Here is a 24,793-nt window from a genome sequence, read left to right on the forward strand (position 1 = left end):
TCCACGGCGGCGACACGTCGACAGGCGTCGCCCGCGTCGCACACCGAAGGCCGGCGACACACGCTCGATTACGCCTCCACGCAAGGAGATTGACCAGTGAAATCGATCGACGAGCTTGCCGGCAACCTCAACTTCACGACGGCGAAGACCGGCGAGCAACGCTCGGTCACCTTCTTGCCCGATCCGCCCCGCGCGCCTCGGCGCTACACCGTGATCTCCGTCGACGATCACATCGTCGAGCCGCCGGATACCTTCGCCGGGCGGCTGCCGCGCAAATTCGCCGACCGGGCGCCCAAAGTCGTCGAGACCGACAGCGGCGGACAGACCTGGGTCTACGACGGTCGGGAGCTGCCCAACGTCGGATTCAACGCCGTCGTCGGCCGTCCGGTGGCCGAGTATGGCTTCGAGCCGGTCCGTTTCGACGAAATGCGCAGGGGCGCCTGGGATATCCACGAGCGTGTCAAGGACATGGACCTCAACGGCATCTACGCCTCGCTCAACTTCCCGTCTTTCCTGCCCGGATTCGCCGGCCAGCGCCTGCAGCAGGTGACCAGTGACCGCGACCTGGCGCTGGCCTCGGTGCGCGCGTGGAACGACTGGCACCTCGAGGTGTGGGCGGGCTCGTATCCCGAGCGCATCATTCCCTGCCAATTGCCGTGGCTGCTCGACCCCGAACTCGGCGCGCGGATGATCTACGAGAACGCCGAGCGTGGGTTCCACGCCGTCACGTTCAGCGAAAACCCGGCGATGCTGGGGCTGCCCAGCATCCATTCCAAACATTGGGATCCGATCATGGCGGCGTGCGCCGAAACGGGCACCGTGGTGAACCTGCACATCGGCTCGTCGGGCTCCTCACCCTCCACGACCGACGACGCGCCTCCGGACGTGCAGGGCGTGTTGTTCTTCGCCTATGCCATCTCCGCGGCGGTCGACTGGCTGTATTCCGGGCTGCCCAGCAGATTCCCCAACCTGAAGATCTGTTTGTCGGAAGGCGGCATCGGGTGGGTGGCGGGCCTGCTGGATCGCCTCGACCACATGCTCAGCTATCACGCGATGTACGGCACCTGGGCGGCGCTGGGCGAAAGCCTCACGCCCGCAGAGGTGTTCACTCGCAACTTCTGGTTCTGCGCCGTGGAGGACAAGTCCTCGTTCGTCCAGCGCGACCGGATCGGCGTGGACAACATCATGCTGGAGGCCGACTACCCGCATTGCGACTCCACCTGGCCCCACACCCAAGAGACGATCCACGAGCAAATCGGCGACCTGCCCGCGGACGTGATCCGGAAGTTCAGCTGGGAGAACGCCTCTCGCCTTTATCGCCACCCGGTGCCGGAAGACGTGCAGCGGAATCCCGACGCGTTCTAGCGGGCGCCGCTCTCGCCGTAACGGCCCTTCCATAATCGGCTTCTGCTCCGTACGCTACGTTCAGTATGTACTAAACGTAGCGGGAGGGTCATGTCGCCGGAAGAGGCCGAGTTCGTCGACCGCCTCGGGCTGTTCTTCGAACTGCTCGGCGCCACCCGGACCATGGGCCGGCTGTATGGATGGCTGCTGATCTGTCATCCGCCGCAACAGTCACTGACTCAGCTGGCCGACGCGTTATCGGTGAGCAAGGCCTCCATCAGCACCGTCGCCCGCCAGCTCCTGGAGGGTGGCATGGTGGAGCGGTTGCCCAGCCCGGACCGCCAACACCTGTATCGGGTCACGCCGGGCGGGTTCACCAGCGTTCTTAAAACCCAGCTCTCGCTCATGCGGCTGGGCATCGAGCCCGCCGAGTTCGCCCTTTCCGTGCTGCACGAGGACCGCGCCGAACAGCGGCAGCGTGTCGAGGATTTCCGCGACTTCTGCGAGTTCTGCACCAACGCCTACCGCGATCAGCTCATGCAGATGTGGACCGAATATCGGGCGGCAAGGAGAAAGCCATGACCCCGACCGACAAGGTCGACTTCACATCCGTACCGTGGGGTTCGGTGGAATGGACGAACCTCGTCACCCTCTATCTGCGGGCTCACGAAAGCCGTTCGAACCGGCCCATTTTGGGCGACAATGCGGCGGCGGCAGCGGTGGAGCGGATCGACTACGACTTCAAGCGAATCCATCGGAGCTCGCTGCCGGCGTCGAACCAGTACCTGGTCGCCCTGCGCGCCAAGCGGCTCGACGACTGGTGCGCGGAATTCCTGCGGCGCCACCCGGACGCGGTGGTGCTGCACCTGGGTTGCGGGCTCGACGGCCGCGCCTTCCGGCTCACCGTGCCGCCGTCGGCCTCGTGGTTCGACGTCGACCAGCCCGGTGTCATCGAGCTGCGGCGACGGCTCTATCAGGACACCGAGCGGTACCGGATGATCGGCTCGTCGGTGACCGATCCGGGGTGGCTGGACCAGGTTCCGATCGATCGCCCCACGCTGGTCATCGCCGAGGGCCTGCTGATGTACCTGACCGAACAGCAGGTCCGCGACTTATTGCAGCGTCTGACCGGCCGATTCCAAAGCGGCGAAATGCATTTCGACACGCTCTCGGCGCTGGCGCCGTTGCTGTCGAAGCTGTTCACCCGCGGGATCATCAAGTGGGGCATCCGCGATGCGCGGGAGCTGGAGAACTGGAATCCTCGGCTGCGCCTGCTCGAACAGGTCCCGGCGCTGGCAGGTTACCAACAGATCGAATCGGCGCCGGTCCGGTTCGTGTACAAACTCACCTGTGCGACTCCCGGCGGCCGGTATGACGTGCTGAACCGCTTCGAATACTCATAGGTCGGAAGCCAGCCGCCGAAGAATCTCGGCGGTGGGTTCGGTGGTGGCATTGCGGTACCCGGTGCCCGCCCACAGGTGCAAGTAGCCGGGCTTGCCCGCCGCGGCCGCGGCCTTGCGGAGCGGGCTGGTGAGGTAGTGGATGGCCGGATAGCCCAGCGGCGCCTGCGCCTCGTGGGCATCGATGAACGCGTTGCGCAGCCCGCGGGCGGGGCGGCCGGTGAAGGCGCGCGTGAGCACCGTCTCGGCGTACGCGGGATCGGTCAGGGCCGCCTGATGCGTGGCCGATGCGCCGCTTTCGTCCGCGCGCAGCAGAACCGTCCCGACGGCGGCCGCCGCGGCGCCCGCACGGATCACCTCGGCCACCGCGGCGGGGCTGGCGAGCCCGCCGGCGGCCATTATTGGCAGCGGCACGGCCGCGACGATGCGCTCGACCAGTTCGGCGATCGGCACCGGCCGCAGCGGCTCCCGCGGCGAGAGTGTGCCCGAGTGACCGCCCGCGGCCGCCCCCTGCACGGCGAGCATGTCGACCCCGGCGTCGCGTGCCGCCACCGCCTCGTCGGGTGTGGTCACCGTCTGCACCACGACGCTGCCCGCCTTGCGCAGCGCCGCGATCACCGCCCGCGGCGGGATGCCGAAGGTGAACGACACCATGGGAACCGGGTCGTCGAGCAGCAGCGCGACCTTTTCGTCGAACTTGTCGCTGTCCTCGATCGGCTCCGGGGGCAGCGTCAACCCGAACTGATCCGCGTCGCGCTGGACGATCGCGGCGTAGGCGCGGTAGCGCGCGGGGTCAACCGGCAGCGGATTGGGTGCAAACAGGTTGATACCGAACGCGATTCCCTCGGCGCGAACCTGCTTGACCTCGGCCTCCACGGCTTCCACGGTCTTGTACCCGGCCGCGAGCATGCCCAGGCCGCCCGCGCGGGTCGCGGCCGAGACCATTGCGGGGGTGGTCGGGCCGCCAGCCATCGGGGCGGCGACCAGCGGGATGGACATTTCGAAACCTGCCAGCATGTCGGAGCCCTTCCGGTGTAACCGTGCGCCGAACGCGGACAGCGCAGCCCTGACAATAACGACGCCCCGTCGCGGCGGCATTCCACCCGGGCAGATGACCTGGCAGGATGCTTCACCGTGAAGAGGCCCAACTTCCTCGTGATCGTGGCGGACGACCTCGGGTTTTCCGATATCGGCGCGTTCGGCGGCGAAATCGAGACGCCGAACCTCGATCGGTTGGCCCACGCGGGGATCCGGCTCACCGACTTCCACTCGGCGCCGGCGTGCTCACCCACCCGGGCGATGCTGCTGACGGGCACGGACCACCACATCGCCGGCATCGGCACCATGCTGGAGGTCGCCGGCCCCGGGTTTCGCGGGGCGCCCGGCTACGAGGGCTACCTGAACGACCGGGTGGTGGCGTTGCCGGAACTACTGCGCGACGCGGGATACCTGACGCTGATGTCGGGCAAGTGGCACCTGGGCGCCACGATCGACAGGTCGCCCTGGGCGCGCGGTTTCGAGCGCTCGTTCGCGCTGCTGCCGGCCGGGGCCAGCCATTTCGGCGGCGGCGGCGCCCGCAGCTTCTCGCCGGTGCCAACGCTTTACACCGAGGACGACCAGTTCGTCACCGTGGGGGATGACTTCTACTCGTCGGACTTCTACACCGACAAGCTGCTGCAGTATTTCGGCGAACGCGCCCCCGGCGACGACCGGCCGTTCTTCGCGTACCTGCCCTTCCAGGCGCCGCATTGGCCGCTGCAGGCCCCGGACGAATCCATCGCGAAGTACCGCGGCCGCTACGACGCCGGACCCGACGCGCTGCGCGAAGAGCGACTGGCTGCACTCAAGCGGCTGGGCCTGTGTCCGCCGGACGTCGAGGCGCACCCGGTCGTTGCCGACGGGGCCCCCGAGTGGGCCGACATGACCGATGAACAGCGCGCGGTGTCGGCTCGCAGCATGGAGGTCTACGCCGCGATGGTCGACCGGATGGACTGGAATATCGGCCGGGTGCTCGATTACCTTGCGGAGCGCGGCGAACTGGACGACACCGTCGTTATCTTCCTGTCCGACAACGGCGCCGAGGGAGCGATCGTCGAGGCGATGCCGTTGGTCGGGGCCCGAATCGTCGCACAGATCGAAAAGCATTGCGACAACAGCCTGGACAACCTGGGCCGGCCCTCCTCGTTCATCTGGTACGGGCCGCGCTGGGCGCAGGCCGCCACCGCGCCGTCGCGGTTGCACAAGGCGTTCACCACCGAAGGCGGGATCCGCGTGGTGGGTTTCGTGACCTGGCCGGGGTTTGAACGGCAGCGCGAGATCGGTACGGCGTTCAGCACCGTCATGGACATCGCCCCGACCGTGCTCGAACTGGCGGGCGCGGCGCACCCCGGCACGTCCTACCGCGGGCGCGAGGTGGCGCCGATGCGCGGCCGCTCCCTGGTGGGGTACCTGTCCGGGGGTGCGGAGGCCGTTCATGACGCCGAGACGGGCACGGGCTGGGAACTGTTCGGCCGCAGGGCGATCCGCCAGGGAGACTGGAAGGCGTTGCATCTGCCGGCACCGTATGGCCCGGGCGGCTGGCAGCTCTATGACCTCGCGGCGGACCCCGGCGAAATTCACGACCTGGCCGGCTCGCACCCCGACAAGCTGGCCGAGCTGCTGGCGCTGTGGGATCGCTACGTCGAGGAAACCGGGGTAATCCTCGACCCCGTCTCGGTGTTCGACCTCGAGTTCTAAGGGCGCTGATGGCTGAGACGACGACCTGCGCAATCATCGGTGGCGGCCCGGCCGGCATGGTCCTGGGACTGCTACTGGCGCGGGCGGGCGTGCAGGTCACCCTGATGGAGAAGCACGGCGACTTCCTGCGCGACTTTCGCGGCGACACGGTCCACCCGACCACCATGCGGCTGCTCGACGAGCTGGGTTTGTGGGAACCCTTCGCGGCCTTGCCTTTCACCGAGGTCCGCACCGCGAAACTCGAATCCAACGGGCGCTCGGTGACCTACGTCGACTTCGAGCGGCTGCGCCAGCCCCATCCCTTCGTCGCGATGGTGCCACAGTGGGACCTGCTCAACCTGCTGGCCGACGCGGCTCAGGCGGAGCCCGGCTTCTCGCTGCGGATGAACACCGAAGTCACCGGGCTGCTATGGGACGCCGGCCGGGTCGCCGGAGTGCGCTACCGCGGCCCCGACGGCCCGGGCGAACTGCGGGCCGAGCTGACGGTGGCGTGTGACGGCCGCTGGTCGATCGCCCGGGAGCAGGCCGGACTGAAGGCGCGCGAGTTCCCGGTGAAGTTCGACGTCTGGTGGTTCCGCTTGCCTCATAAGGAAGACGTGGAGTACTCCTTCCTCCCTCGACTGGGTCCGGGCAAGGGTCTTGCCGTGATTCCGCGGGAGCGCTACTTCCAGATCGCCTACCTCGGGCCCAAGGGCACCGACGCCCAATTGCGGGCGCGCGGCATAGACGCGTTTCGTCGCGACGTCGAAGAGCTGCTGCCCGACATGCCCGAGTCGGTGGCGGCGCTGCAATCGATGGACGACGTGAAACATCTCGACGTGCACGTGAACCGGCTGCGTCGCTGGCACACCAAGGGGCTGCTGTGCATCGGCGATGCGGCGCACGCGATGTCGCCGTTGGGCGGCGTCGGCATCAACCTGGCGATCCAGGACGCCGTCGCAGCCGCGACCATTCTCGCGGAACCGCTTCGACGGCACCGCGTCGGCGACCGCGAACTCGCCGCGGTGCACCGCCGGCGCGTCTTCCCCACGGTGGTGACGCAACTCGTGCAGCAGGTGCTGCACCGAGCGTTGCTCGGGCCGTTGCTGCGCGGGGCCGACCCGACCCCGCCGGCGGCATTCCTCGGCCTTATGCAACGGCTGCCGTGGCTGTCGATCGTGCCGGCCTACTTCGTCGGCGTGGGTGTCTTGCCCGAGCACGCCCCGGCGTTCGCCCGTCGCGGGAACGGCTGAGTCGACGCAGGTCCGGGCCCGTGTGGACGCGGGGGCGTTTGCTACGTCGCGGGCGCGGGTAAACTGGTAGGGACAATTTGGGGGTCGTGAGATCGGTCCATCCCCGCACACCGCGGACGTTTCCTACGGGAACACCACGGGACCGAGAGGAGGCCAGAGAAGTGAACGTCAAGAAATTCGCAGGTAAGGCCGCGGTCGTCGGCGCGTTGAGCGCGGCGGCGCTGGGACTTGGTACGGGTATGGCGCAGGCGCACCCGGGACCGTGGCCCCCGCCCGTTCCGCCGGGTCCGCACGTCGTGGACAACGGTCATTGGAACCCGCTGCCGCCGGGGCAGGTCAAGCAGATTTGCCCGTGGCAGTCGCCACCCGGGCAGTGGATTGGCGGGCCGCACGGGGTTCCCTGCACGTAATTCGACCCGGCCACCGCAGCAGCTCTCGAACCACTGGTTCGAGAGCTGCTTTTTTCGCTGAATTCCTCAGCTTCGAGTGCGTCCTAAAGCCTGCGTAGAACCAGGCGTCGTTCTTGGGTGTCCAGTATGGACTCAAGCCCATCTGGTGCGCTGGGCACGGAATTCTTGCGTTCGTTAGTGAGGCGACTTGCGGGGTTGCTGCGGATCCAGTCCGCGAGGCTGAGTTGATATACCCGGGAGAGGTGCCATACTTTTTGGTATGGAAACTGCGGTGAACCCATCGCAGCTGAGCCCGTTCTGGGAGACTGACCTCGAAACTCGCCTCAAGCACTTCGATACGTTGCGTGCCCGCAGTGGGGGTGTCGAGTTCATTCCGCAGCAGGATGGGCGTGGCTTTTGGTCGGTGACGTCCTATGCCGGGGTGCGTACGGTGACCCGGGACCCCAAGAGGTTCACGAGCACCCTTGGTTTCTCCTTGGACGACATGCCTCCGGATCTGCTCGAGATCCTTGGCTCGATCATCGTGATGGACGATCCCAAGCATCAGCAGTATCGGCGCCTCGCACAGGTGGCGTTCTCACCCCGATCAATTCGCCGCATGACCGATTACGTCGGCAGGCTGGCCGACGCCATCGTCGAAGAGATCCGGGAGCGTCGTACGTTTGACTTCGTCGAGACTGTGGCGGCAAGCCTTCCGTTCCAAGTCATCGCGGACCTGCTGGGAATCCCGGTCGGCGACCGCACGCGCTTGCGTGAACTCATTGACCTGATCCTGGGCGTCAACGACGGCCACGTCAGCGACATCGATACCAGTTTGCAGGCGGTCAGCGAGTTCTTCGAGTACACCATCGACCTTGGAAGGCAGCGACGCCGGTATCCTGGCGATGACATCACCTCCGCTTTGATGCAGGCCGAGGTCAACGGGAAACGGCTCACCGCAGCGGAATTCGGGTCTTTCGTGATCCTGCTCGCCGCGGCAGGAAACGACACCACGCGGACTGCACTGGCGTGGGCGATGCACCTGCTGAGCGAGCATGCCGACGAACGCGTCGCCCTGGCGGGCGATTTCGACGGACTTCACGGCAACGCCATCGAGGAGGTGCTCCGTTGGTCATCGCCCGTGCTGCACATGCGGCGGACTGCGACGACGGACACAGTCCTCGGCGACGTCCAGATCGCTGCCGGAGACAAGGTCGTGGTGTGGTATCTGGCCGCCAATCACGATCCGAGCGTGTTCCCCGACCCGTCGCGCTTCGACATCCTGCGCTCCAACGCCCGCGATCATCAAGCTTTTGGAGCCGGTGGACCACACTTTTGCCTCGGAGCGGGGTTGGCGCGGATGGAGATACGCGTCGTGCTGGGCACACTGCTAGCTGCGTTCCCGACACTGCGTGCGACGGCTCCGCCCGATCCGCTGCGCTCGATGTTCGTCCACGGTGTCAAGGCACTGCCCTGCACCCTGGACTAACTCAGGGATCTGACCGCTGGACTGACAGGGACCATCACCGACCTTGGCGAACGGCGAATTCTGTTGCGCCGCTTTGCGTGAAGGCGTTGAATACGGGCACCCCACCGGTCGCCCTGTAGCCACCATCATGGTCATGGCGCAATGTCACGGCATCTCGGACAGCAACCGCCGCGCCGCTTCTACGCATGGTCGCAGCCGGTCGATCGGGCTGACCCCGGACAACGCCAACGACCGTCGCGGTACCTCGATCTCGATCACGATGTCGGACGGGAGCGCGGAAAGGATGTCACGCAGGGGCAACTCGCCCTCGCCGGGCACCATGCGCTCAAACATGGCTTCTTCCATGTAGTTTTCGCTGCGCGGGCGCAGCGTGGTGTCGTTGAGTTGGGCGTACCCGATGCAAGCCGGGTCGATCGCGGCGAGATCGGCGGCGCCCGAACCCGAGCGGACCAGATGCATGGTGTCGATCAGCAAGCGGAAGTCGGGCCGCCCCACGTGTTCGAGCGCGGCGAGCGCCGTCGGCAGGTCGCCGACGGTCAGTCCCGGTACCGGTTCGAGGAGTGTCCGGATCCCGCGCTGGGCAGCCAGCTCCGTCAGCGCGGCGAATTGGTCGAAGCTGCGGGGAACGTCGGCATCGAGACTGACCACATTGATTCGGGGGACGTTCAGCTCTGCGAGCACGTCGAGATCCGGCCGGAACGCGCTCATGTCGGCGCCGGGCAGCACCAGGAAGCCGTCACCGAGCGAGATCGTCACGCCGCGGTCATTCATCGCGGCGAGCACCGTCCGACGCAGGCCGGCGTCGTCGGTGAGAGAGAAGCGGGGATAACCGAGCGGCACCAGCGGCATTCCCTGCAGCGCGGCGGAGACGAAATGGCAGCCGAGATCCGCGGCCAGGTTCACCAATTCGGCCGGGGGAAGGCCGAATACACTCAGCATCCCGATGCCGAGCCGATCCGTGCCCGTCGCGGTCATGTCACCCGGGACGACCGGCGAGTTGGGCCAATTGCGCGGCCCCCTCGGCCGTCTGGGTGGTCATGGCGATGCGCCCCGAAGTGACCGGGTCTTCGATGATCGGCGCCTCCAAAACGAGGTCGTCGCGGACAAACGCCACATGATCCTTCAAATGGCCAGCGGTATACGACGCCCACGCCGACGCCGATGGGGGGTCGAGGATCAGGGTCACGTCGTAGAAACCCGCCGTCAGCGACTTCGGCGGATCCACATGTATGAGCCCGAGCCGCATCGTCTCCGGGCCCAGCGTGTACAAGGTGGTCCGGCCGATATCGCACGCGGTGAACGCGTCGGTGGGCGCCACGGGATGGTTCGGGTCGGTGGTCGGGCATTTCTGCGGGCCGGCCGGCTGAGACTTGTTAACGGGGCGGACGGGCAGCGGCGCGATCTGCACGCTCGGTGCGGCCGTTGCGCTTGTGGTGGGTGTTTTGGTGGTTGTGGCGCTGGTGGTCGACGTGGTGGGCGCGGCCTGGTGTCGCGTCGAGTGGCAGCCGCACACCATTGAGAAGAGCAGGCCGGCGCACGTCAGGCCGGCCACCACCGCGCGAACCTTCGCCTCGCCTCGCCGTCGGATCATTCGGCCCATTGTTCCAGCCGAAAAAAAGACCGCGGCGATGCGTGCGCAGTCGTCCTACGGCACCGGTTTCGCCCGCGCTCGGGGGTCATGAAGCGCACCCGGCCCTTTACTGACACTACGAATATAGAGTAGCGTGTCGCTCCAAGACGATGGACAAACGCCGAAAGCCCAATCCGGGGGAGCGCCGCCGCGACTTATGCGATGTGGCCATTCAGCTGTTGGCCGACGACGGCGCGAAGGGCTTGAGCCATCTCAAGGTCGACCGCAAGGCCGGCGTCCCCGACGGCACCACGTCGTTTTACTTCCGCACCCGCTCCGCGCTGCTGAGCGCGGTGGCCGAGCGGCTGGCCGAGCTGGACCTCGCCGACCTGCAGTCCGTCGCCGACGACTCGGACGGCAGGGGTGAGAACCCGTCGCCCTCCCGGCTGTCCCAGGTGGTCATCCGATCCGGCGACGAGCCGCAGTTGTTCCGGACCAAGGCGCGCTACGAGCTGACGATGCAGGCCGCGCGTGATCCGTCACTGGCCGCGATCCTGCAGCGGGCCACGGACGAATTCACCAAGCTGCACCGTGAAATCCTGGTTCAGCTCATGCCGCACGGCGCGGACCTGGAACCCGCCGTCGTCGAGGACCTGAGCAACGTGACGCTGACGTTCATCAACGGGCTGCTCGTGCGGTTCGCCCACGGTGACCGGATCGTCGACACCCCCGAGCGGCTGGACGGGATCTTGTCGGCCATCGCGGCCGGCATTCTGCACAGCCCGCACCAGGGCCGGCTGACCAGTGCGGATGGGCGGGGCCAAGCCGGGGCGCACCGGGCCACGGCGCTCGGATGAGCGGCCCGTGCGCGCACACCTCGGCGGCGGGTTGTGCGGCATGGGGTCTTGCCAGACCATTGCCCATATGGTTCTCTACGAGAATAGAGTTAGGCCACGTTGACGGGCCGATTTCAGCCCAGCCCGTTCCCATGTCTGAGCAAAGCATTTAAGCGGAGTGTACAAATTGCCCGACCCGGATCCAGCGCTGCAATCCTGGCAGCGCGGGCGCTGCGCAAGCCGTACCAACACCCGGGAAGCGTCAGCGGTAGGAGGGATTTCGTGACGACGAGCACCGATAGCCATGTGCGATTCGACCCGTACGACGTCGAGCTGATCGCCGATCCGTACCCCGTGTTCAAGCGCCTGCGTGACGAGGCGCCGCTGTATTACAACGCCGAATACGATTTCTACGCGCTGAGCCGATTCGCGGATGTAAACAAGGCAATCATCGACCACGGCACTTACAGCTCCGCAAGGGGCGTGATCATGGAACTGATCAAGGCCAACCTCGAGATCCCGTCGGGGATGCTGATCTTCGAAGACCCGCCGATCCACGACGTGCACCGCAAGCTGCTGTCGCGCATGTTCACCCCCCGAAAGATCACCGCGCTGGAGCCGATGATCCGGGAGTTCTGCGCACAAGCGCTCGATCCGCTGGTGGGGTCGGGGCGGTTCGACTTCGTCACCGACCTGGGCGCGATCATGCCGATGAAGGTGATCAGCGCGTTGCTCGGCATCCCCGAAGAAGATCAGGAATACATCCGCGATCGCGGCAATGCTCAGTTGCGCACCGAGCCCGGTAAGCCGATGAGCGCCGCCGAGCACGGCCTCTCGGTGGGCGAGCAGTTCGAGGCCTACATCGACTGGCGCGCCGACAACCCGTCGGACGACATCATGACCGAGCTGCTCAACGTCGAATTCGTCGACGAGACCGGGACCACGCGGCGGCTGAGGCGCGAAGAAATCCTGGTGTACCTCAACGTGGTGGCGGGGGCCGGCAATGAAACGACCACGCGCCTGATCGGTTGGGCCGGAAAGGTTCTCGCCGAGCACCCGGAGCAGCGCCGTGAACTCGTCGAAAACCCCGCACTGATCCCGCAGGCCATCGAGGAGTTGCTGCGCTTCGAGCCGCCCGCGCCGCACATGGCGCGTTATGTCACGCGCGACGTGAGCCTCTACGACCAGACGGTGCCGGAGGGCAGCGTAATGCTGATGCTGATCGGTGCTGCGTGCCGCGACGAGCGGCAGTTCGGCCCCGACGCAGGCGAATTCAACATTCATCGTCCCGCCCGTCCGCACCTCACGTTCAGCGTGGGCGCCCACTTCTGCCTGGGTTCGGCGCTGGCGCGGCTGGAAGGCCGCGTCGCCCTCGAGGAAATCCTCAAGCGCTTCCCGCACTGGGAGCCCGATCTGGCCAACGCAACACTCAGCCCGACGTCGTCGGTCCGGGGCTGGGAAACTCTGCCCACCGTGGTGCCCTGATGACCGGCCGGGTCGAGGGCAAGGTCGCGTTCGTCAGCGGCGCCGCCCGCGGCCAGGGCCGCAGCCATGCGGTGCGCTTGGCGCAGGAGGGCGCCGACATCATCGCGGTCGACGTCTGCGGGCCGATCGAGAACCTGGCCTACCCGCACTCGGTGCCGGAAGACCTGGCCGAGACGGCCGACTTGGTGAAAGCCCACGACCGTCGCATCGTCACCGCGCAGGTGGACGTCCGCGACTACGAGGGCCTGCGGTCCGCGGTGGACGACGGTGTGGAACAGCTCGGGCGGCTCGACATCATCGTCGCGAACGCGGGCGTGGGCACCGACGGCAGGAAGCTGCACAAGATCCGCGAGAACGTCTGGCAGGACATGATCGACATCAACCTGACCGGCGTCTGGCAAACGGTCAAAGCGGGCGTCCCGCAGATTCTTTCGGGCGGCCGCGGCGGGTCGATCGTGCTCACCAGCTCGGTCGGCGGGCGCAAGGCGTACCCGAATACCGGCCACTACATCGCGGCCAAACACGGCGTCATCGGCCTGATGCGCGCCTTCGCCGTCGAGCTCGGCCAGCACATGATCCGCGTCAATTCGGTGCTACCCACCCAGGTCAGCACCACGATGGTGATGAATGACAACACGTTCCGGCTCTTCCGCCCCGACCTGGAGAATCCGGGGCCGGAGGACTTCGCCCCCATCTCGCAGATGATGCACACGCTGCCGGTGCCCTGGGTGGAAGCCGCGGACATCAGCAACGCGGTCCTGTTCCTCGCCTCTGACGAATCGCGTTATGTCACTGGCGTTTCGCTTCCCGTCGACGCGGGCAGCTTGCTCAAGTAGCGCCAATACAAGAGAAGTTGGAGAAGCCGATGCCCGAATACGACTACGAAGAGATGAAGAAGGAAGCCGAGCCGTACATCAAGTTCGAGAAGGACAAGAAGAACCGGATCGCCTATATCACGTTCAACCGCCCCGAGGAGCTCAACTCCACGACCTTGGGAATGCGTCAGAACTACGCCGACCTGATCCACAAGTGCAACGTGGACGACGACGTCAAGGTCGTCGTGATCCGCGGCGAGGGAGAGGATTTCGGCAGCGGCGGCGACCTGCCCGAGCAGCGGGGCATGCTGGAAAATCCCGGCATGCCGCTGCTGCACGAACTGGCGATCAACGACGACGACGTGAAGTACCCGCCCGGCGGATCGTATCGGTACCTGTCCACCGTCACCGACTTCTACGCGAAGGCCCGTGCGGGCAACCGGCCGCTTCAGGAACTGCGCAAGATCAGCATCATCGAGGCCAAGGGCTACTGCTACGGCTGGCACTTCTACCAGGCCGGCGATGCCGACCTGGTGATCGCCTCGGACGACGCCCTCTTCGGGCACCCGGCCTTCCGTTACGTGGGCTGGGGCCCGCGCCTGTGGTGGTGGGCCGAGACAATGGGCCTGCGCAAGTTCTCCGAGATGCTCTTCACCGGAAGACCATTCAGCGCCAAAGAGATGTACGAGTGCGGCTTCGTCAACAGCGTGGTGCCGCGGGAGAAGCTGGAAGCAGAGACGCTGAAATACGCGATGGCGTGCTCCCGCTCTCGCCCGACCGACACGGTCGCCGTGCAGAAGACGTTCCTGGAGCTCTACAAGCAGCATAAGGGCGAATACTTCGGCAGCCTGCTCACCGGCATGGTCGAAGGCATGCTGCCGATGATCGCCAACGACGCCGAGGAAGTCGACCTGACCGCCGGAACCTTCGAGAAGGGCCTCAACAACGTCGTCAAGGACAACGACCTGAACTTCCCGCCGGAGTGGCGCCTGAGCCGCTCGGGTCGCGCGAAGCCCTGACCTTCGGGGAGCTCGCATGTCGGCGCTGACGGGTTTCCGGGTGATTGAGCTGGCCGGATCCGTAGCGGTCGAGTACTGCGGAAAACTGTTGGCCGACTTCGGCGTCGAGATCATCAAGGTCGAGGCTCCGGAGGGCGGCAGCCCGACGCGGGCGATGGCCCCCATCCTGGCCGACGGGTGCGACGGCAGCGGGCTGTTCGCGTACCTGAACACCAACAAAAGGTCTGTCGTGCTCGATCGCGGTACCGCTTGCGGCGCCGAGTCCCTGCACAAGCTCATCGGCACCGCCGACGCGGTCATCGGAGATGGTGCTACCGACTGGTCCGCCCAGTATCCGGATGTGGTGTTCTGCTCGATCGCGCCGTTCGGACGGGGCGCGCCACCCGAATCCGCCAATGCCAAGAGCATCAACGTGTTCCATGCCAGCGGCTGGGGCTACCACACGCCCAGTCACCCGGATCTCAGCAAGCCGCCACTGCAGGGGCCCGGCCGGTTCCTCGCCGACTACGAAGCGGGGCTGGATGCCGCGCTCTGCGTGACCGCGTCCCTATTCGGGCGACTGCACAGCGGTCGAGGCGAGTCCATCGACATCTCCGGGCACGCGGTGCTGGCCTCCCGCGCCGACTGCATTCTGGGGCGATTCATCACCGGGGAGGTGACCGCCGCGGGTCACCGCGGCGACTTCGACCAAGCAGGCCCCGCAGCGTTTTTCGGGTGCGCCGATGGCTTCGTCTACCTCTACATGACCAGCCGCGCCCACTGGCTCGGCCTGAAAGAACTGATGGGTCAACCCGGCTGGCTGGCTGCTTTCGAGGATGACTGGCTGGAGTTCTCCGTGACCGCCGAGAAGGTTGCCGCATTCCATCGCGGCTTCGCGGCATGGATTCGGGACCTTGCCAAGCACGACGCCTCCGACCGGGCCCAGCGACTGGGGGTGCCGCTGGTGCCGGTGAACGACGCCGCGAACCTTCATGACTCGCCGCAATACCGGCATCGCGGCTTCTTCCAGTGGGTGCGCCACCCGGTGCTGGGCGACGCGGCATACCCGACGGTGCCGTACGCGCTCAGCGCGTCACCGGCTCGAATCACCGATCCCGCACCGACGCTCGGTCAGCACACGCGGCGGGTGCTGGACCGCATCGATTCGGTGCGGCCGCGGCCGCAGGTCGCGTCGCCGCAGTTGAAGCCCCCGATGATTCCGCGGGGCGGGCCGCTGGAGGGGGTGCGGGTCGTCGAGCTCACCAAGGTGTGGGCCGGCCCGTATGCCGGCAAGCTGCTCGCGATGCTGGGCGCCGAGGTCGTCAAGATCGAAACCGCGGGCAGCCCCGAGGAGATGCGCGCTTACGGCGGCACCGACATCAACCACGCGCCGTACTTTCTGAGCATCAACCCCGAAATCCTCAGCGTGGACCTGGACATCAAGTCCGCCGAGGGCATGTCGCGGCTGCGGGAGCTGATCGGCCGCAGCGACGTCGTCCTCAACAACCTTCGCCCGGGCGCGATGGAACGCCAGGGCCTGGGGTACGCGCAACTGAGGGAGATCAAACCGGACATCATCTCGGTGTCGATCAAGATGTGGGGCAACGACGGGCCACTGGGCCACCAAACCGGTTACGCGCCCTGCTTCGCCGCCCTGGCGGGGCTGGCCTCGCTGGTCGGCTACCGCGGCGGCCCGCCGCTTGGAACCAGCATGCGTTACGGCGATTCGACCGTCGGAGCGGCGGCCGCGTACGCCGCCGTGGTCGCGCTGCTTCATCGTGAACTGACCGGCGCAGGCCAATTCGTCGACATATCAGCGGTGGAGACCCTGTCGTCCATGATCGGCGACCGGCTCCTCGAGCAAGCGCTGACCGGCCGTCGCCTCGAGCCCAGCGGCAACGATCATCCGGACATGTGCCCGCACGGTTGCTACCCGTGCGCGGACGGTGCCTGGATTGCCGTGGCGGTCACCGACGACGCGCAATGGCGGGCGTTGTGCGAGGTGCTCGGCGCGGAGTCGCTCGCAAGCGAGGGCCGTTACGCGCGCATGGACCAGCGGCGGCACCACGCCGAGACGCTCGATGCATGCCTTACCCAACTCACCCGACGCCATGACGCCGAGCGCCTGGCGCAGCGCCTGCGCGCGGCCGGGGTTCCGGCCGGCAAGAGCGCCACCTCGCTCGACGTGATCAGTGATCAACGGCTGTGGGACCGCGAGCTGTATCGATTCGTCAGCGATCATCGTGAGGGCCAGCGCCCGATCGTCGGGCCGTCCTGGCGGATGGCCCGCAGCCAGGCGCGCATCGCCCGCGGCGCGCCGGACCTGGGCGAGCACACCGAGTATGTGCTGCACGGGATACTGGGCGCATGACGGCGACACTTGCACGTACCGCGGCCCTGGTGACCGGCGCCAGCAGCGGGATCGGCGCCGCGACGGCGAAGGCGCTGGCCGCCGAGGGCGCGGCGGTGGCCCTGCTCGCGCGCCGCGCGGACCGGCTCGCGGAACTGAAAGCCGACATCGAATCCACCGGGGGCACAGCGCTTGCGGTGACCGCCGACGTCACCGATGCCGAACAGGTGTCGGCGGCCGTCCAGCGCGCGGTGACGGAGTTCGGCCGGCTGGACACGGTGGTGAACAACGCCGGGTTGATGCAGTCCGGCCCCGCGGCCGAGGCGTCGCTGCGCGATTGGGACGCCATGGTGACGGTGAACGTGCAAGGGGTCCTGTACGTCAGTCGAGCGGCGCTCCCGCACCTGATCAACGCCGCGGCCGACTCACCGCGCGGTGTCGCCGATCTGGTCACCATCAGCTCGACGGCCGGTTGGGTCGCCCGGCCCAACACGGCCGTCTACTCGTTGACGAAGTTCGGTGTGAATGCTTTCAGCGAGGGCATTCGGCAAGAGGTGCTCGGCCAGCGGGTGCGTGTCGGCGTCGTCGGCCCCGGAACGGTCGACACCGAGATCTTCGGTCACCTGGCCGAATCGTCCCGGGAAGCGTTCGAGCGCCAGACCGCGGGCATGGTCAAGTTGCGGCCCGAAGACATCGCAGACGCGGTGCTGTTCATGGTGACTCGTGATCGCCGGGTGGCGGTCAACCACATGCTGGTGCGCGCGGCCGAACAAACCTGGTAGTCGGTTGAATTCGCATTGGGCTGTGGGCGACCACTACGGGTTGGCGTTTCCGGCCGACGCGGCGGCGCTGCATACCGGCGGTGCACGCTTTCTCACCGAGGCGTTTCTGGCATCGGGAGCGATGCGGGACAACAGTGTCAGTCGCGTCACCGGTTTCCGCGAGGTGACCGGGGGCAGCACCGGCCGGAAAGTCGCGCTCTCGGTCGAATACGCCCAGCCCGCACCGAACCTGCGCACGGATTTGTTCGTCAAGTTCTCGCGTGACTTCGACGAGCCGGCGCGCGATCGCGGCAAGACACAGATGGAGCCGGAGGTGCGGTTCGCCGCACTGTCGAGGGCGCCGGGTTTTCCGATCGCGGTGCCCGAGCCGCAATTCGCCGACTATCACCGCCATACCGGCACCGGGATCCTGATCAGCGAGCGGATTCGATTCGGCGAGAACGGAATCGAGCCCCATTACCACAAGTGCCTCGACTACGAGATGCCCCGGCCCTTGGAGCATTACCGGGCTTTGCTCACCGCGCTGGCCCGGCTCGCCGGGACCCACCGGTCCGGGCGGTTGCCGGCGGCATTGACCGAACACTTTCCGCTGGACGTGGCCGCGGCGACGGTGGGGGAGCGTGCGCCGCTGTCGGCGGACAAGCTGGAACGCCGACTGGAAGAGCTGGCCGAATTTGCGCGGGCCCATAGCGGATTGCTGCCGGCCGGTTCGGCGGAATTGACGGCCCGCCTGCGTGACGACGTGCCGCGGTTCGCGGACCACGAGCACGAGATCACCCGCCTTCTGGCCGGCGACTCCGACTATGTCGCGCTGTGCCATTGGAACGCCAACATCGACAACGCGTGGTTCTGGCGCGACACGGGCGGCGTTCTGCGCTGCGGCCTGATGGATTGGGGGTGCGTCGGGCAGATGAACCTGGGCATGGCGATCTGGGGAGCCATGTCGGGCGCCGAAACCGATTTGTGGGCAGCCCATCTCGACGAACTGCTACGGCTGTTCGCGACCGAGTTCCGTCGTTGCGGTGGGCCGGAACTCGATCCGGTTCGGTTGCGCCGGAACACCTTGCTCTACGCGGCGGCCATGGGCGTTGCCTGGCTCCTTGGTGTGCCGGGAATGATCCGGAAACGCCTCGAGGCCATTCCGAACAGCCGCACGCATCCCCTGATCCGCGACGACGAGAGCGTGCGGGCACCGCTGCAGATGCTGTCGAACCTTCTGTTCGTGTGGGAACGGCATCGCGTGGCCACGCTGCTCGATGACGCACTCGCCGATGGCGATTGAGCTACGGCTCATCGTCGTCGCCATCTCGAAGCATCGGGTGCTGAAAAGTGTTGGTGCGGGGCTGACCGCGGTCCACGCGCGTGGGCGGATCGAGGCGGCCGCCGCCTCGCAGCTGCCGGGCAGCGCCCACGACGACCGCAGCCACCATTCCGCGCGCTACCCAGCCTGCGGCCGTCGCATTCCTCACCCCCGGCCGGCTCAGCAAGGGGACCGGAATACGAGTCTCGACTGGAAAAGCGCCCGAAGGGACACCACCGGGGTCGACGGCGGCCACGGACTTCGTTCGAGTGGGATCTGTGATTTTGGCCCGGGTCGGATAGCTCAGCGTCACTGTTAAAGACGACGCCGCGGACATCGTGGGTTCATTCCCTGCTGACGAACGGAGTTGGGACAGTGGAGAACAACAACAAGGGCCCGGCCGGCGGTAAGGACCTCGCCGATCGGGGCCATCACCGCCGCGTGGGTCGCCCGCACCGCGACGAGGAAGGGGCGATCGCGGCCGCCGAAAACGCCGCGGCGCGACTACGATCGGACAGCCACCCGTTCGGTACCCGGGGTCAACGATTCGATCGGCGTTCGCCGTTCTATCTGGGGCTGACGGCCTCGGCCGGTGTGGCAGTCACCTATGGGGCGGTGCGGATGCTCGGGGCAGCGTCCTCGGTTCTGGTCTTGATCGGGGCGGCGATATTTTTTGCCCTCGGGCTTGAGCCTGCGGTGTCTGGGCTGGTGAACCGCAAACTGCCGCGCTGGGCCGCGGTAAGCCTCGTGGTCGTGACCGTGTTTGGGGTCCTCGCCGGTGCCGTGGCGGCGGCGGTCCCCCCGCTGGTGCAGGAAGCCCGTCAATTCGTCGAGCAGGTCCCACATTTTCTTCAGCAGGCACAGAGCCGCTCCACCGTGATCGGGGGACTAAACGAGCGCTTCCATGTTCAACAGCGGATCGGCGACATGCTCCACAATTCGGGCTCGCCAGCCGTTGGGGGCCTCCTCAAGGCCGGGGAGACCATCTTCGGAGCACTGTCACACGTCGGGATTGTGGCCGTGCTCACCGTCTACTTTCTGGCCGAACTGCCGCGGATCCGATCGACCATGTATCGGTTGGTCCCGAAGTCGCGGCGACCGCGCGCGATCCTCATCGGCGACGAGGTGATGGCGAAGTTCGGTGACTACGTTTTCGGCAATGTGCTGACCTCTGTCATCGCCGGGGCGGCAACGTTCGCATGGTGCTTCGTCCTGCATGTTCCATATGCGGTGCTGCTCGGGCTGTTCGTCGCGATCATCGATCTATTCCCCTATGGGTCAACGGTCGGCGGGTTTGTGGTCGCGCTGGTGGCGCTGACGGTGTCCATCCCGGTCAGTATCGCCACTGTGGCTTTCTACGTCGCCTTCCGGTTGGCCGAGGACTACCTGTTGACGCCCAAGATCATCGGGCGTGCGGTGAGAGTGCCCGGAGGAGTGACCGTGTTCGCCGTTCTCATCGGCGCGGCGCTGCTCGGGGTAGTAGGGGCGTTGGTCGCGATACCCGTCGCCGCGGCAGTCCAGCTTCTGGTTTCGGAACTCCTCTTTCCGACGCTGGATGAAGCATGATGGGGTCCGCCCCACCGGCGCGTGGCCCGGACCGTCCCATGCGGCTCGACATTTCGGCCGATGAGTTAGGTCAGCCACCCTCGTAGCGCACGGGTGATTAGCGGCATCACGAGCCATGTCAGGATCGCCACGTTTGCCACCGCGGTCAGCGGCACCACGGCCCACAGTGGAAGGTCGGGGGCGGTCGACTGGCGGACAGCGGTGACCAGAAGTGATACCGGTATCAATCCGGCGATCACTGCGATCGCTTGTTTCCATTGTTTGGGTCCCGCCCCCGGCGGGCTAAACCAGCCGGCGTAGCCACCGACGACGTTGACGGTTCGCTCGCTTTCGGTCAGCGCCGACATGGCGCGCAGAATGTTCCGGCGTTGCGCAGACCTCATCCAGCGGTCGAGATCGTCGCGGGTGTGAAACGTCAGCAGCGCCACCGTGTCCGGTTGAGCGCCCGCGACGGCCGGGATGAGTTGGTGGCGGATAAGACCACCCAGCGCGCCGGCGGCCGCCACGGCATTCTCGTGGAGCTCGCGGTGGGCCTTTTCGGCTCCCTGGCGTAAACGGACAGCACTGATCAGGGTGACGCTATCGGTTCGGGGTTGAACGATGCGTTGCTCTATAGGCCGATCCTTAAGATATGCGTCGCATTCAGCGATCAAGGCCGCGCGCTGTGCAGAGCACAGCCACGCATCAAGGTCTCGCTCTGACCGAAACTGATAGATCACCACCCACTCGCACGGGTGGTTCTCGTCGGGTGGCTGCACGCTCATGCCGATGTAACCGGAAGACCGCTCGATTGCCCGGCGCAGGCGGCGCAGCCAGCGTCGAAACCGCCGGTTTTCGTTGTCGTTTACTCGCCGCGATATGACCACGGTGGCATAGCCGGGACCGTGAGACGTCACCGCGCCGGCGGCGGTGGCGCTCATGACGGCATGATCCGGCTCGCTTACCTCAGTCGTCGGCGATCGCCGGGGAACTGAGCGCGGGGACGGTGTCCTCGCGATGCAGCACCGACCGCGCGGCCACGGCGAACATCTCGAGCTTGTCGACCACGGTCTGCCCCTCCAGCTTGTGCCCCCAGATGCTGATGCCCTGGTGGGTCGTCGGCTTCCAGACGGACTCGTCGACGACGATCGGGTTCCAGCCGACCTCCCACTCGAATCCCGACGGGGTCATCGCGTAGTACGACAGTTCCTTGTCGTTGGTGTGCTGCCCGACCGACATCGTCATCTCGAAACCCAGTGCCTTGACGCGCTGATACGACGCCACCATGTCGTCGAGCGTGGCGGCTTGGACGTTCACGTGTTGCACCCGCGTGCGAATCGGGTTGACGGGCAACATGTTCACGGACGCGATCGCCACGGAGTGGTGACGTTCGTTGACGCGCAGGAAGCGGACCTTCAGCTTCAGGCCGTTGATCGTCTCGTCGATGTAGTCCGACAGGCGCGCGTTGAACACGTGGTCGTAGTAGCCCCGCATCTCGTGCGGCTTCTTCGTGAAGATCGCCACGTGGCCCAATCCGCCCGCGCCGGTGACGAACCCGCTGCCCGGTATATCCAGCGCCAGCGGCGCCGTGCGGGCGGTGGTGTACACCTCCTGGGTCAGCCCGTTGGGTCCGGGGAACCGCAGGAAGCGCTCCACGCCGCGGAGTTTGGCGTCGTCGTCGGAGCCCTCCACGGCCGGCACGCCGTGGTCGGTGACCCGCCGGCAGATTTCGTCGAAGGTGGCGTGGTCGTCGAGATGCCAACCGAAGGCGACGACGTCCTCCGCCGGCCCCTGCCGCAGCAGGAAGCGACATTCGTTGGCGTCCAAGCGAAACCGCATCGTGTCGGGCAGCATCTCGTCGAGGTGCATGCCGATCGCGTCGCGGCCGAAGCGCTTCCAGTCGGCGAACTTGTTGGTTTCGATCACGACATAGCCCAGGTGGACGTTGCCGAAGACGTCAGTGGTCATGAGATTCTCCTTACAGATGGTCAGGCCGTCAGGAACGCGGTGGTGACGGCGTTGAAGAAGTCGGCGCGTTCCCACTGGACCCAGTGGCCCGTGTTCGCCGTGATGAGCACGTCGGCGTTGGGCATCCGCTCGCCCAGCATTGCCGCGCCGCTGGGCTTGTTGACCTTGTCGTCACGTCCCCAGATGACGAGCGTCGGGGTGTTCAGGTGCTTGAGCCGGCGGTCGCGGGTGAAGTCCATTCGCCACAACACCCTTGGGCCCGTCGGCCGTTGCAGGGGCGGATTGGCGACGACCTCGGGCTCGATCGACGACTGGTAGCGCGCCTCGATCAGGGCCTCCGGGACGGATTCGCCGTCGTACACCAGATACGAGCGGATGAAGGTGCGCAGCTTTTCGGGGCTGGGCCCGTCGCCGCCGTAGTACGACAGCAGGCTTTTCAGCCCCGCGGTCGGCAGCCCACGGCTCGTCCCGACACCGCCCGGCCCCATCAGCACGAGTTTGTCGACCCGATGCGGGCTGTCCAGGGCGAGGCGCAACGCGCAGGCACCGCCGAGGGAGTTGCCGACTAGGTGCGCGCGCTGGATGCCGAGTTGGTCGAACATGCCGCGGATGTGCTCGGCCAGGTAGCCGAACGGATCGTCGCGATCGACCCCCTTGGACGAGCGGCCGTAGCCGGGCATGTCGGGGACGATCACGCGGAAGTTCTCGGCCAGCGGCTCGATGTTCTGCGAATAGTTCGACACGCCCGACGCGCCCGGGCCGCCGCCGTGCAGGAGGACCACCGGTGGGCCGTCCCCAGCCTCGACGAGGAAGATGTCTTTCCCGTTGACGCGCACGGTGCGCTCGATCATGGTGTTGCTGGTCATCGAATCCGTCCTTAAACCGTGGCGATCGCAAGTGCGGCGTTGCCGGGCGCAGCGGGTCGCCGCTCAATAAATCCGGCCGGGGGCCCCGGCAACCGCTGGTCTTCCTTTGCGGCGGCGTAGACGAACCCGTCGGGCCGCACCACCACCACCGACGCGCCGCGCTTGTCGAGCCAGCGCGTGAGAATGCCGTCGGCGTCCACGACGCTGTCAGCGCTCGGAACCGCCCCGGGCACAAGGATTTTCAGGACGGGGACGCCCGCCTCACGCCACTCCCGCAGATCGGGGGCCGGCCCGAGGTGCAGCACGGTCCAGCGGCCGCCGATGACGTCGTCCAGGCGGACGGCGTCACCCTTCTCCTCGACCACCCACGGCTGCTGGATGAGCCAGCCGACGGCACCGTTTCCGTTGTGCGCCAACAAACCCTTCTGGTAACGCGCGTCGGGCAGCCAGCGGTGCTGGCGGAGCCAGGACGTGAACCCGGGCACCTTGCTCGCGGTGCGGAAGAAGTGGTTTCGCACGGCGGCGCGCCGCGGGTCGCGTTGGATGATCAGCTTGCCCGTCTTGACCGCGCGGTTGGTGACCTCCTTCACGTGTGGCATCCGCTCAGCCTGGTAGGTGTCCAGCACCGACTCGGGCAGCGACCCGTTCAGCACCGCGGCCAGCTTCCAGCACAGGTTCGCCACGTCGCGAACACCGGCGCACATGCCCTGGCCGATCCACGGTGGCATCGCGTGCGCGGCGTCCCCGGCCAGGAAGACGCGGCCGACGCGCCACCGGTCGGCGAAGCGGACGTGGTGGCTATAGCAGGCGAACCCGAGGATCTTCACGTTGTCGGGCGAGATCCCCTGCCCCCGCAGCACCTTCCAGATCGCCTCCTCGGAGAGGAGATCCTTCTCGTCCTCCTCGTCTCGCACCGGGAACTCCCACCGGTGGTGACCCAGCGGGGTGGGGCAGTCGACGGTCGGCCGCTCCGGGTTGCAGTGAAAGCGCAGCCGGTCGTGGCCCGGCCATTCCTTGAGCACCTTGGTGTCGATGACGATCCAACGCTCCCCGTAGGTGCGCCCGCTGAAACCGATGCCCAGCTGGCCGCGGATGAAGCTCGACCCACCGTCCGCGGCGATCACGTACGACGCCCGGATCCGGCGGAACTCGTCGGCGCGAAGATCGGCCAGCATGAGTTCGACGTGATCGTCACGCTGGACCACCCGCAGGCACTCGTGCTCGAGGAGGACCGTGACGTTGGGGAAGCGGTCCACCCCTTCGCGCAGCACCTTCTCCAGTGCCGGCTGGTAGATGAACTGTTGCGGCGGGTGGCCGTTGCCCCGCGACACCGGCAGGAGCCGCACGAACGGAACGCCGTCGGCGTCGACGAAGTTGGCGCCGTTGCCGGGCTGCATGTCGGCGTTGAGCCGGTCGGCCAGGCCGACCTGTTGCCAGATGCGCACGACCTCTTCGTCGGTGGAGATGGCCCGCGCGCGTACGTAGATGTTCGGATCGCGCTCGACGACGACGACCTTGAGGCCCAGCTGGCCGAGCAGGTTGGCGGCGGTGACGCCGACCGGCCCGTACCCGACGATCGCTACGTCATGAATCGGTTGGTCTGACATGAGGGGAACCTTCGGTGGAGAGGTTGTTAATGTAGTGCTCCATACAGTAAGCTCTCGATAGCGTGATCGTCAACACCCCGG

General features: G+C 66.7%; 22 protein-coding genes. 15 read left to right on the forward strand and 7 right to left on the reverse strand.

What is annotated here, in order from left to right; all coding sequences use genetic code 11:
* Positions 1 to 96 precede the first annotated feature (96 nt).
* The 3 genes from A5701_RS07070 (at position 97) to A5701_RS07080 (ending at position 2,747) form a co-directional block, all read left to right on the forward strand.
* Positions 97 to 1,365, forward strand: a complete 1,269-nt coding sequence (locus A5701_RS07070; RefSeq protein ID WP_067750168.1) for an amidohydrolase family protein — start codon at positions 97 to 99, stop codon at positions 1,363 to 1,365.
* A 90-nt stretch (positions 1,366 to 1,455) separates the two neighbouring features.
* Complete coding sequence (locus A5701_RS07075; protein WP_067750170.1) at positions 1,456 to 1,926, forward strand: GbsR/MarR family transcriptional regulator; 471 nt, start codon at positions 1,456 to 1,458, stop codon at positions 1,924 to 1,926.
* On the forward strand, positions 1,923 to 2,747 hold the full coding sequence (locus A5701_RS07080) for a class I SAM-dependent methyltransferase (protein WP_067750172.1): 825 nt from the start codon (positions 1,923 to 1,925) through the stop codon (positions 2,745 to 2,747). The genes A5701_RS07075 and A5701_RS07080 overlap by 4 nt, the downstream gene beginning before the upstream one ends.
* Here the strand turns inward: A5701_RS07080 and A5701_RS07085 are convergent.
* On the reverse strand, positions 2,742 to 3,761 hold the full coding sequence (locus A5701_RS07085) for a nitronate monooxygenase family protein (protein ID WP_067750174.1): 1,020 nt from the start codon (positions 3,759 to 3,761) through the stop codon (positions 2,742 to 2,744). The genes A5701_RS07080 and A5701_RS07085 overlap by 6 nt on opposite strands.
* A gap of 117 nt (positions 3,762 to 3,878) precedes the next feature.
* Here A5701_RS07085 and A5701_RS07090 point away from each other — a divergent pair, with 117 nt between their 5' ends.
* The 4 genes from A5701_RS07090 (at position 3,879) to A5701_RS07100 (ending at position 8,590) form a co-directional block, all read left to right on the forward strand.
* Positions 3,879 to 5,480 (forward strand): arylsulfatase, encoded by a 1,602-nt coding sequence (locus tag A5701_RS07090; RefSeq protein ID WP_067750176.1) that lies wholly within the window; start codon positions 3,879 to 3,881, stop codon positions 5,478 to 5,480.
* A gap of 8 nt (positions 5,481 to 5,488) precedes the next feature.
* Positions 5,489 to 6,712, forward strand: a complete 1,224-nt coding sequence (locus tag A5701_RS07095) for an FAD-dependent oxidoreductase (protein ID WP_067750178.1) — start codon at positions 5,489 to 5,491, stop codon at positions 6,710 to 6,712.
* Between the two features lie 161 nt (positions 6,713 to 6,873).
* Positions 6,874 to 7,122 (forward strand): hypothetical protein, encoded by a 249-nt coding sequence (locus A5701_RS27300; protein ID WP_082950357.1) that lies wholly within the window; start codon positions 6,874 to 6,876, stop codon positions 7,120 to 7,122.
* Positions 7,123 to 7,381: 259 nt separating this feature from the next.
* A complete protein-coding gene (locus A5701_RS07100) occupies positions 7,382 to 8,590 on the forward strand; it encodes a cytochrome P450 (protein WP_067750180.1) in 1,209 nt (402 codons plus the stop codon).
* A gap of 144 nt (positions 8,591 to 8,734) precedes the next feature.
* Here the strand turns inward: A5701_RS07100 and A5701_RS07105 are convergent, their stop codons facing one another.
* Both A5701_RS07105 and A5701_RS07110 read right to left on the reverse strand, forming a co-directional pair.
* Positions 8,735 to 9,565 carry a sugar phosphate isomerase/epimerase gene (locus A5701_RS07105; protein WP_067750182.1) on the reverse strand — a complete coding sequence of 277 codons (831 nt, stop codon included), beginning with the start codon at positions 9,563 to 9,565 and terminating at the stop codon, positions 8,735 to 8,737.
* A gap of 1 nt (position 9,566) precedes the next feature.
* Complete coding sequence (locus A5701_RS07110; protein ID WP_067750184.1) at positions 9,567 to 10,181, reverse strand: preprotein translocase subunit SecD; 615 nt, start codon at positions 10,179 to 10,181, stop codon at positions 9,567 to 9,569.
* A 149-nt stretch (positions 10,182 to 10,330) separates the two neighbouring features.
* Between A5701_RS07110 and A5701_RS07115 the strand changes: the two genes are divergently transcribed.
* The 8 genes from A5701_RS07115 to A5701_RS07150 all read left to right on the forward strand — a co-directional run bounded on the left by A5701_RS07115 (position 10,331) and on the right by A5701_RS07150 (position 20,292).
* Positions 10,331 to 11,017: a TetR/AcrR family transcriptional regulator gene (locus tag A5701_RS07115; RefSeq protein WP_067750186.1), complete on the forward strand. Its 687-nt coding sequence runs from the start codon at positions 10,331 to 10,333 to the stop codon at positions 11,015 to 11,017.
* Positions 11,018 to 11,278: 261 nt separating this feature from the next.
* Positions 11,279 to 12,481, forward strand: a complete 1,203-nt coding sequence (locus tag A5701_RS07120; RefSeq protein ID WP_067750188.1) for a cytochrome P450 — start codon at positions 11,279 to 11,281, stop codon at positions 12,479 to 12,481.
* On the forward strand, positions 12,481 to 13,317 hold the full coding sequence (locus tag A5701_RS07125; RefSeq protein WP_067750190.1) for a mycofactocin-coupled SDR family oxidoreductase: 837 nt from the start codon (positions 12,481 to 12,483) through the stop codon (positions 13,315 to 13,317). The genes A5701_RS07120 and A5701_RS07125 overlap by 1 nt, the downstream gene beginning before the upstream one ends.
* A gap of 29 nt (positions 13,318 to 13,346) precedes the next feature.
* Positions 13,347 to 14,315 carry an enoyl-CoA hydratase/isomerase family protein gene (locus A5701_RS07130; protein WP_067750192.1) on the forward strand — a complete coding sequence of 323 codons (969 nt, stop codon included), beginning with the start codon at positions 13,347 to 13,349 and terminating at the stop codon, positions 14,313 to 14,315.
* A gap of 16 nt (positions 14,316 to 14,331) precedes the next feature.
* A complete protein-coding gene (locus tag A5701_RS27305; RefSeq protein WP_082969688.1) occupies positions 14,332 to 16,665 on the forward strand; it encodes a CoA transferase in 2,334 nt (777 codons plus the stop codon).
* Positions 16,662 to 17,426 (forward strand): SDR family NAD(P)-dependent oxidoreductase, encoded by a 765-nt coding sequence (locus A5701_RS07140; protein ID WP_067750194.1) that lies wholly within the window; start codon positions 16,662 to 16,664, stop codon positions 17,424 to 17,426. The genes A5701_RS27305 and A5701_RS07140 overlap by 4 nt, the downstream gene beginning before the upstream one ends.
* Before the next feature lie 4 nt (positions 17,427 to 17,430).
* The gene (locus A5701_RS07145; protein ID WP_067750196.1) at positions 17,431 to 18,708 is read left to right on the forward strand and encodes a hypothetical protein; all 1,278 of its coding nucleotides are present in this window, start codon (positions 17,431 to 17,433) and stop codon (positions 18,706 to 18,708) included.
* A gap of 393 nt (positions 18,709 to 19,101) precedes the next feature.
* Positions 19,102 to 20,292, forward strand: coding sequence for an AI-2E family transporter (locus A5701_RS07150; RefSeq protein WP_231972779.1), 1,191 nt, complete (start codon positions 19,102 to 19,104; stop codon positions 20,290 to 20,292).
* Between the two features lie 65 nt (positions 20,293 to 20,357).
* On the opposite strand, the gene A5701_RS07155 is transcribed toward A5701_RS07150, so the two are convergent.
* Genes A5701_RS07155 through A5701_RS07170 form a run of 4 tightly spaced genes read right to left on the reverse strand, consistent with a single transcriptional unit; the run spans position 20,358 to position 24,712 of the window.
* Positions 20,358 to 21,212 carry an antibiotic biosynthesis monooxygenase gene (locus A5701_RS07155; RefSeq protein WP_067750198.1) on the reverse strand — a complete coding sequence of 285 codons (855 nt, stop codon included), beginning with the start codon at positions 21,210 to 21,212 and terminating at the stop codon, positions 20,358 to 20,360.
* Positions 21,213 to 21,237: 25 nt separating this feature from the next.
* Positions 21,238 to 22,239, reverse strand: coding sequence for a VOC family protein (locus A5701_RS07160; protein WP_067750200.1), 1,002 nt, complete (start codon positions 22,237 to 22,239; stop codon positions 21,238 to 21,240).
* Positions 22,240 to 22,259: 20 nt separating this feature from the next.
* Positions 22,260 to 23,105 carry an alpha/beta fold hydrolase gene (locus A5701_RS07165; RefSeq protein ID WP_067750202.1) on the reverse strand — a complete coding sequence of 282 codons (846 nt, stop codon included), beginning with the start codon at positions 23,103 to 23,105 and terminating at the stop codon, positions 22,260 to 22,262.
* Between the two features lie 11 nt (positions 23,106 to 23,116).
* Complete coding sequence (locus tag A5701_RS07170; protein ID WP_067750204.1) at positions 23,117 to 24,712, reverse strand: bifunctional 3-(3-hydroxy-phenyl)propionate/3-hydroxycinnamic acid hydroxylase; 1,596 nt, start codon at positions 24,710 to 24,712, stop codon at positions 23,117 to 23,119.
* Positions 24,713 to 24,793: the final 81 nt, after the last annotated feature.

This window comes from Mycobacterium sp. E3305, from assembly GCF_001666785.1.
In the GTDB taxonomy this organism is placed as follows: domain Bacteria; phylum Actinomycetota; class Actinomycetes; order Mycobacteriales; family Mycobacteriaceae; genus Mycobacterium.

Bases quoted from the DNA above. Each gene is read 5' to 3' on its own strand.
- A5701_RS07075 (WP_067750170.1), top strand. From the start codon at position 1,456: ATGTCGCCGGAAGAGGCCGAGTTCGTCGACCGCCTCGGGCTGTTCTTC.
- A5701_RS07080 (WP_067750172.1), top strand. From the start codon at position 1,923: ATGACCCCGACCGACAAGGTCGACTTCACATCCGTACCGTGGGGTTCG.
- A5701_RS07085 (WP_067750174.1), bottom strand. From the start codon at position 3,761: ATGCTGGCAGGTTTCGAAATGTCCATCCCGCTGGTCGCCGCCCCGATG.
- A5701_RS07095 (WP_067750178.1), top strand. From the start codon at position 5,489: ATGGCTGAGACGACGACCTGCGCAATCATCGGTGGCGGCCCGGCCGGC.
- A5701_RS07100 (WP_067750180.1), top strand. From the start codon at position 7,382: ATGGAAACTGCGGTGAACCCATCGCAGCTGAGCCCGTTCTGGGAGACT.
- A5701_RS07105 (WP_067750182.1), bottom strand. From the start codon at position 9,565: ATGACCGCGACGGGCACGGATCGGCTCGGCATCGGGATGCTGAGTGTA.
- A5701_RS07110 (WP_067750184.1), bottom strand. From the start codon at position 10,181: ATGATCCGACGGCGAGGCGAGGCGAAGGTTCGCGCGGTGGTGGCCGGC.
- A5701_RS07115 (WP_067750186.1), top strand. From the start codon at position 10,331: ATGGACAAACGCCGAAAGCCCAATCCGGGGGAGCGCCGCCGCGACTTA.
- A5701_RS07125 (WP_067750190.1), top strand. From the start codon at position 12,481: ATGACCGGCCGGGTCGAGGGCAAGGTCGCGTTCGTCAGCGGCGCCGCC.
- A5701_RS07130 (WP_067750192.1), top strand. From the start codon at position 13,347: ATGCCCGAATACGACTACGAAGAGATGAAGAAGGAAGCCGAGCCGTAC.
- A5701_RS27305 (WP_082969688.1), top strand. From the start codon at position 14,332: ATGTCGGCGCTGACGGGTTTCCGGGTGATTGAGCTGGCCGGATCCGTA.
- A5701_RS07140 (WP_067750194.1), top strand. From the start codon at position 16,662: ATGACGGCGACACTTGCACGTACCGCGGCCCTGGTGACCGGCGCCAGC.
- A5701_RS07155 (WP_067750198.1), bottom strand. From the start codon at position 21,212: ATGAGCGCCACCGCCGCCGGCGCGGTGACGTCTCACGGTCCCGGCTAT.
- A5701_RS07160 (WP_067750200.1), bottom strand. From the start codon at position 22,239: ATGACCACTGACGTCTTCGGCAACGTCCACCTGGGCTATGTCGTGATC.
- A5701_RS07165 (WP_067750202.1), bottom strand. From the start codon at position 23,105: ATGACCAGCAACACCATGATCGAGCGCACCGTGCGCGTCAACGGGAAA.
- A5701_RS07170 (WP_067750204.1), bottom strand. From the start codon at position 24,712: ATGTCAGACCAACCGATTCATGACGTAGCGATCGTCGGGTACGGGCCG.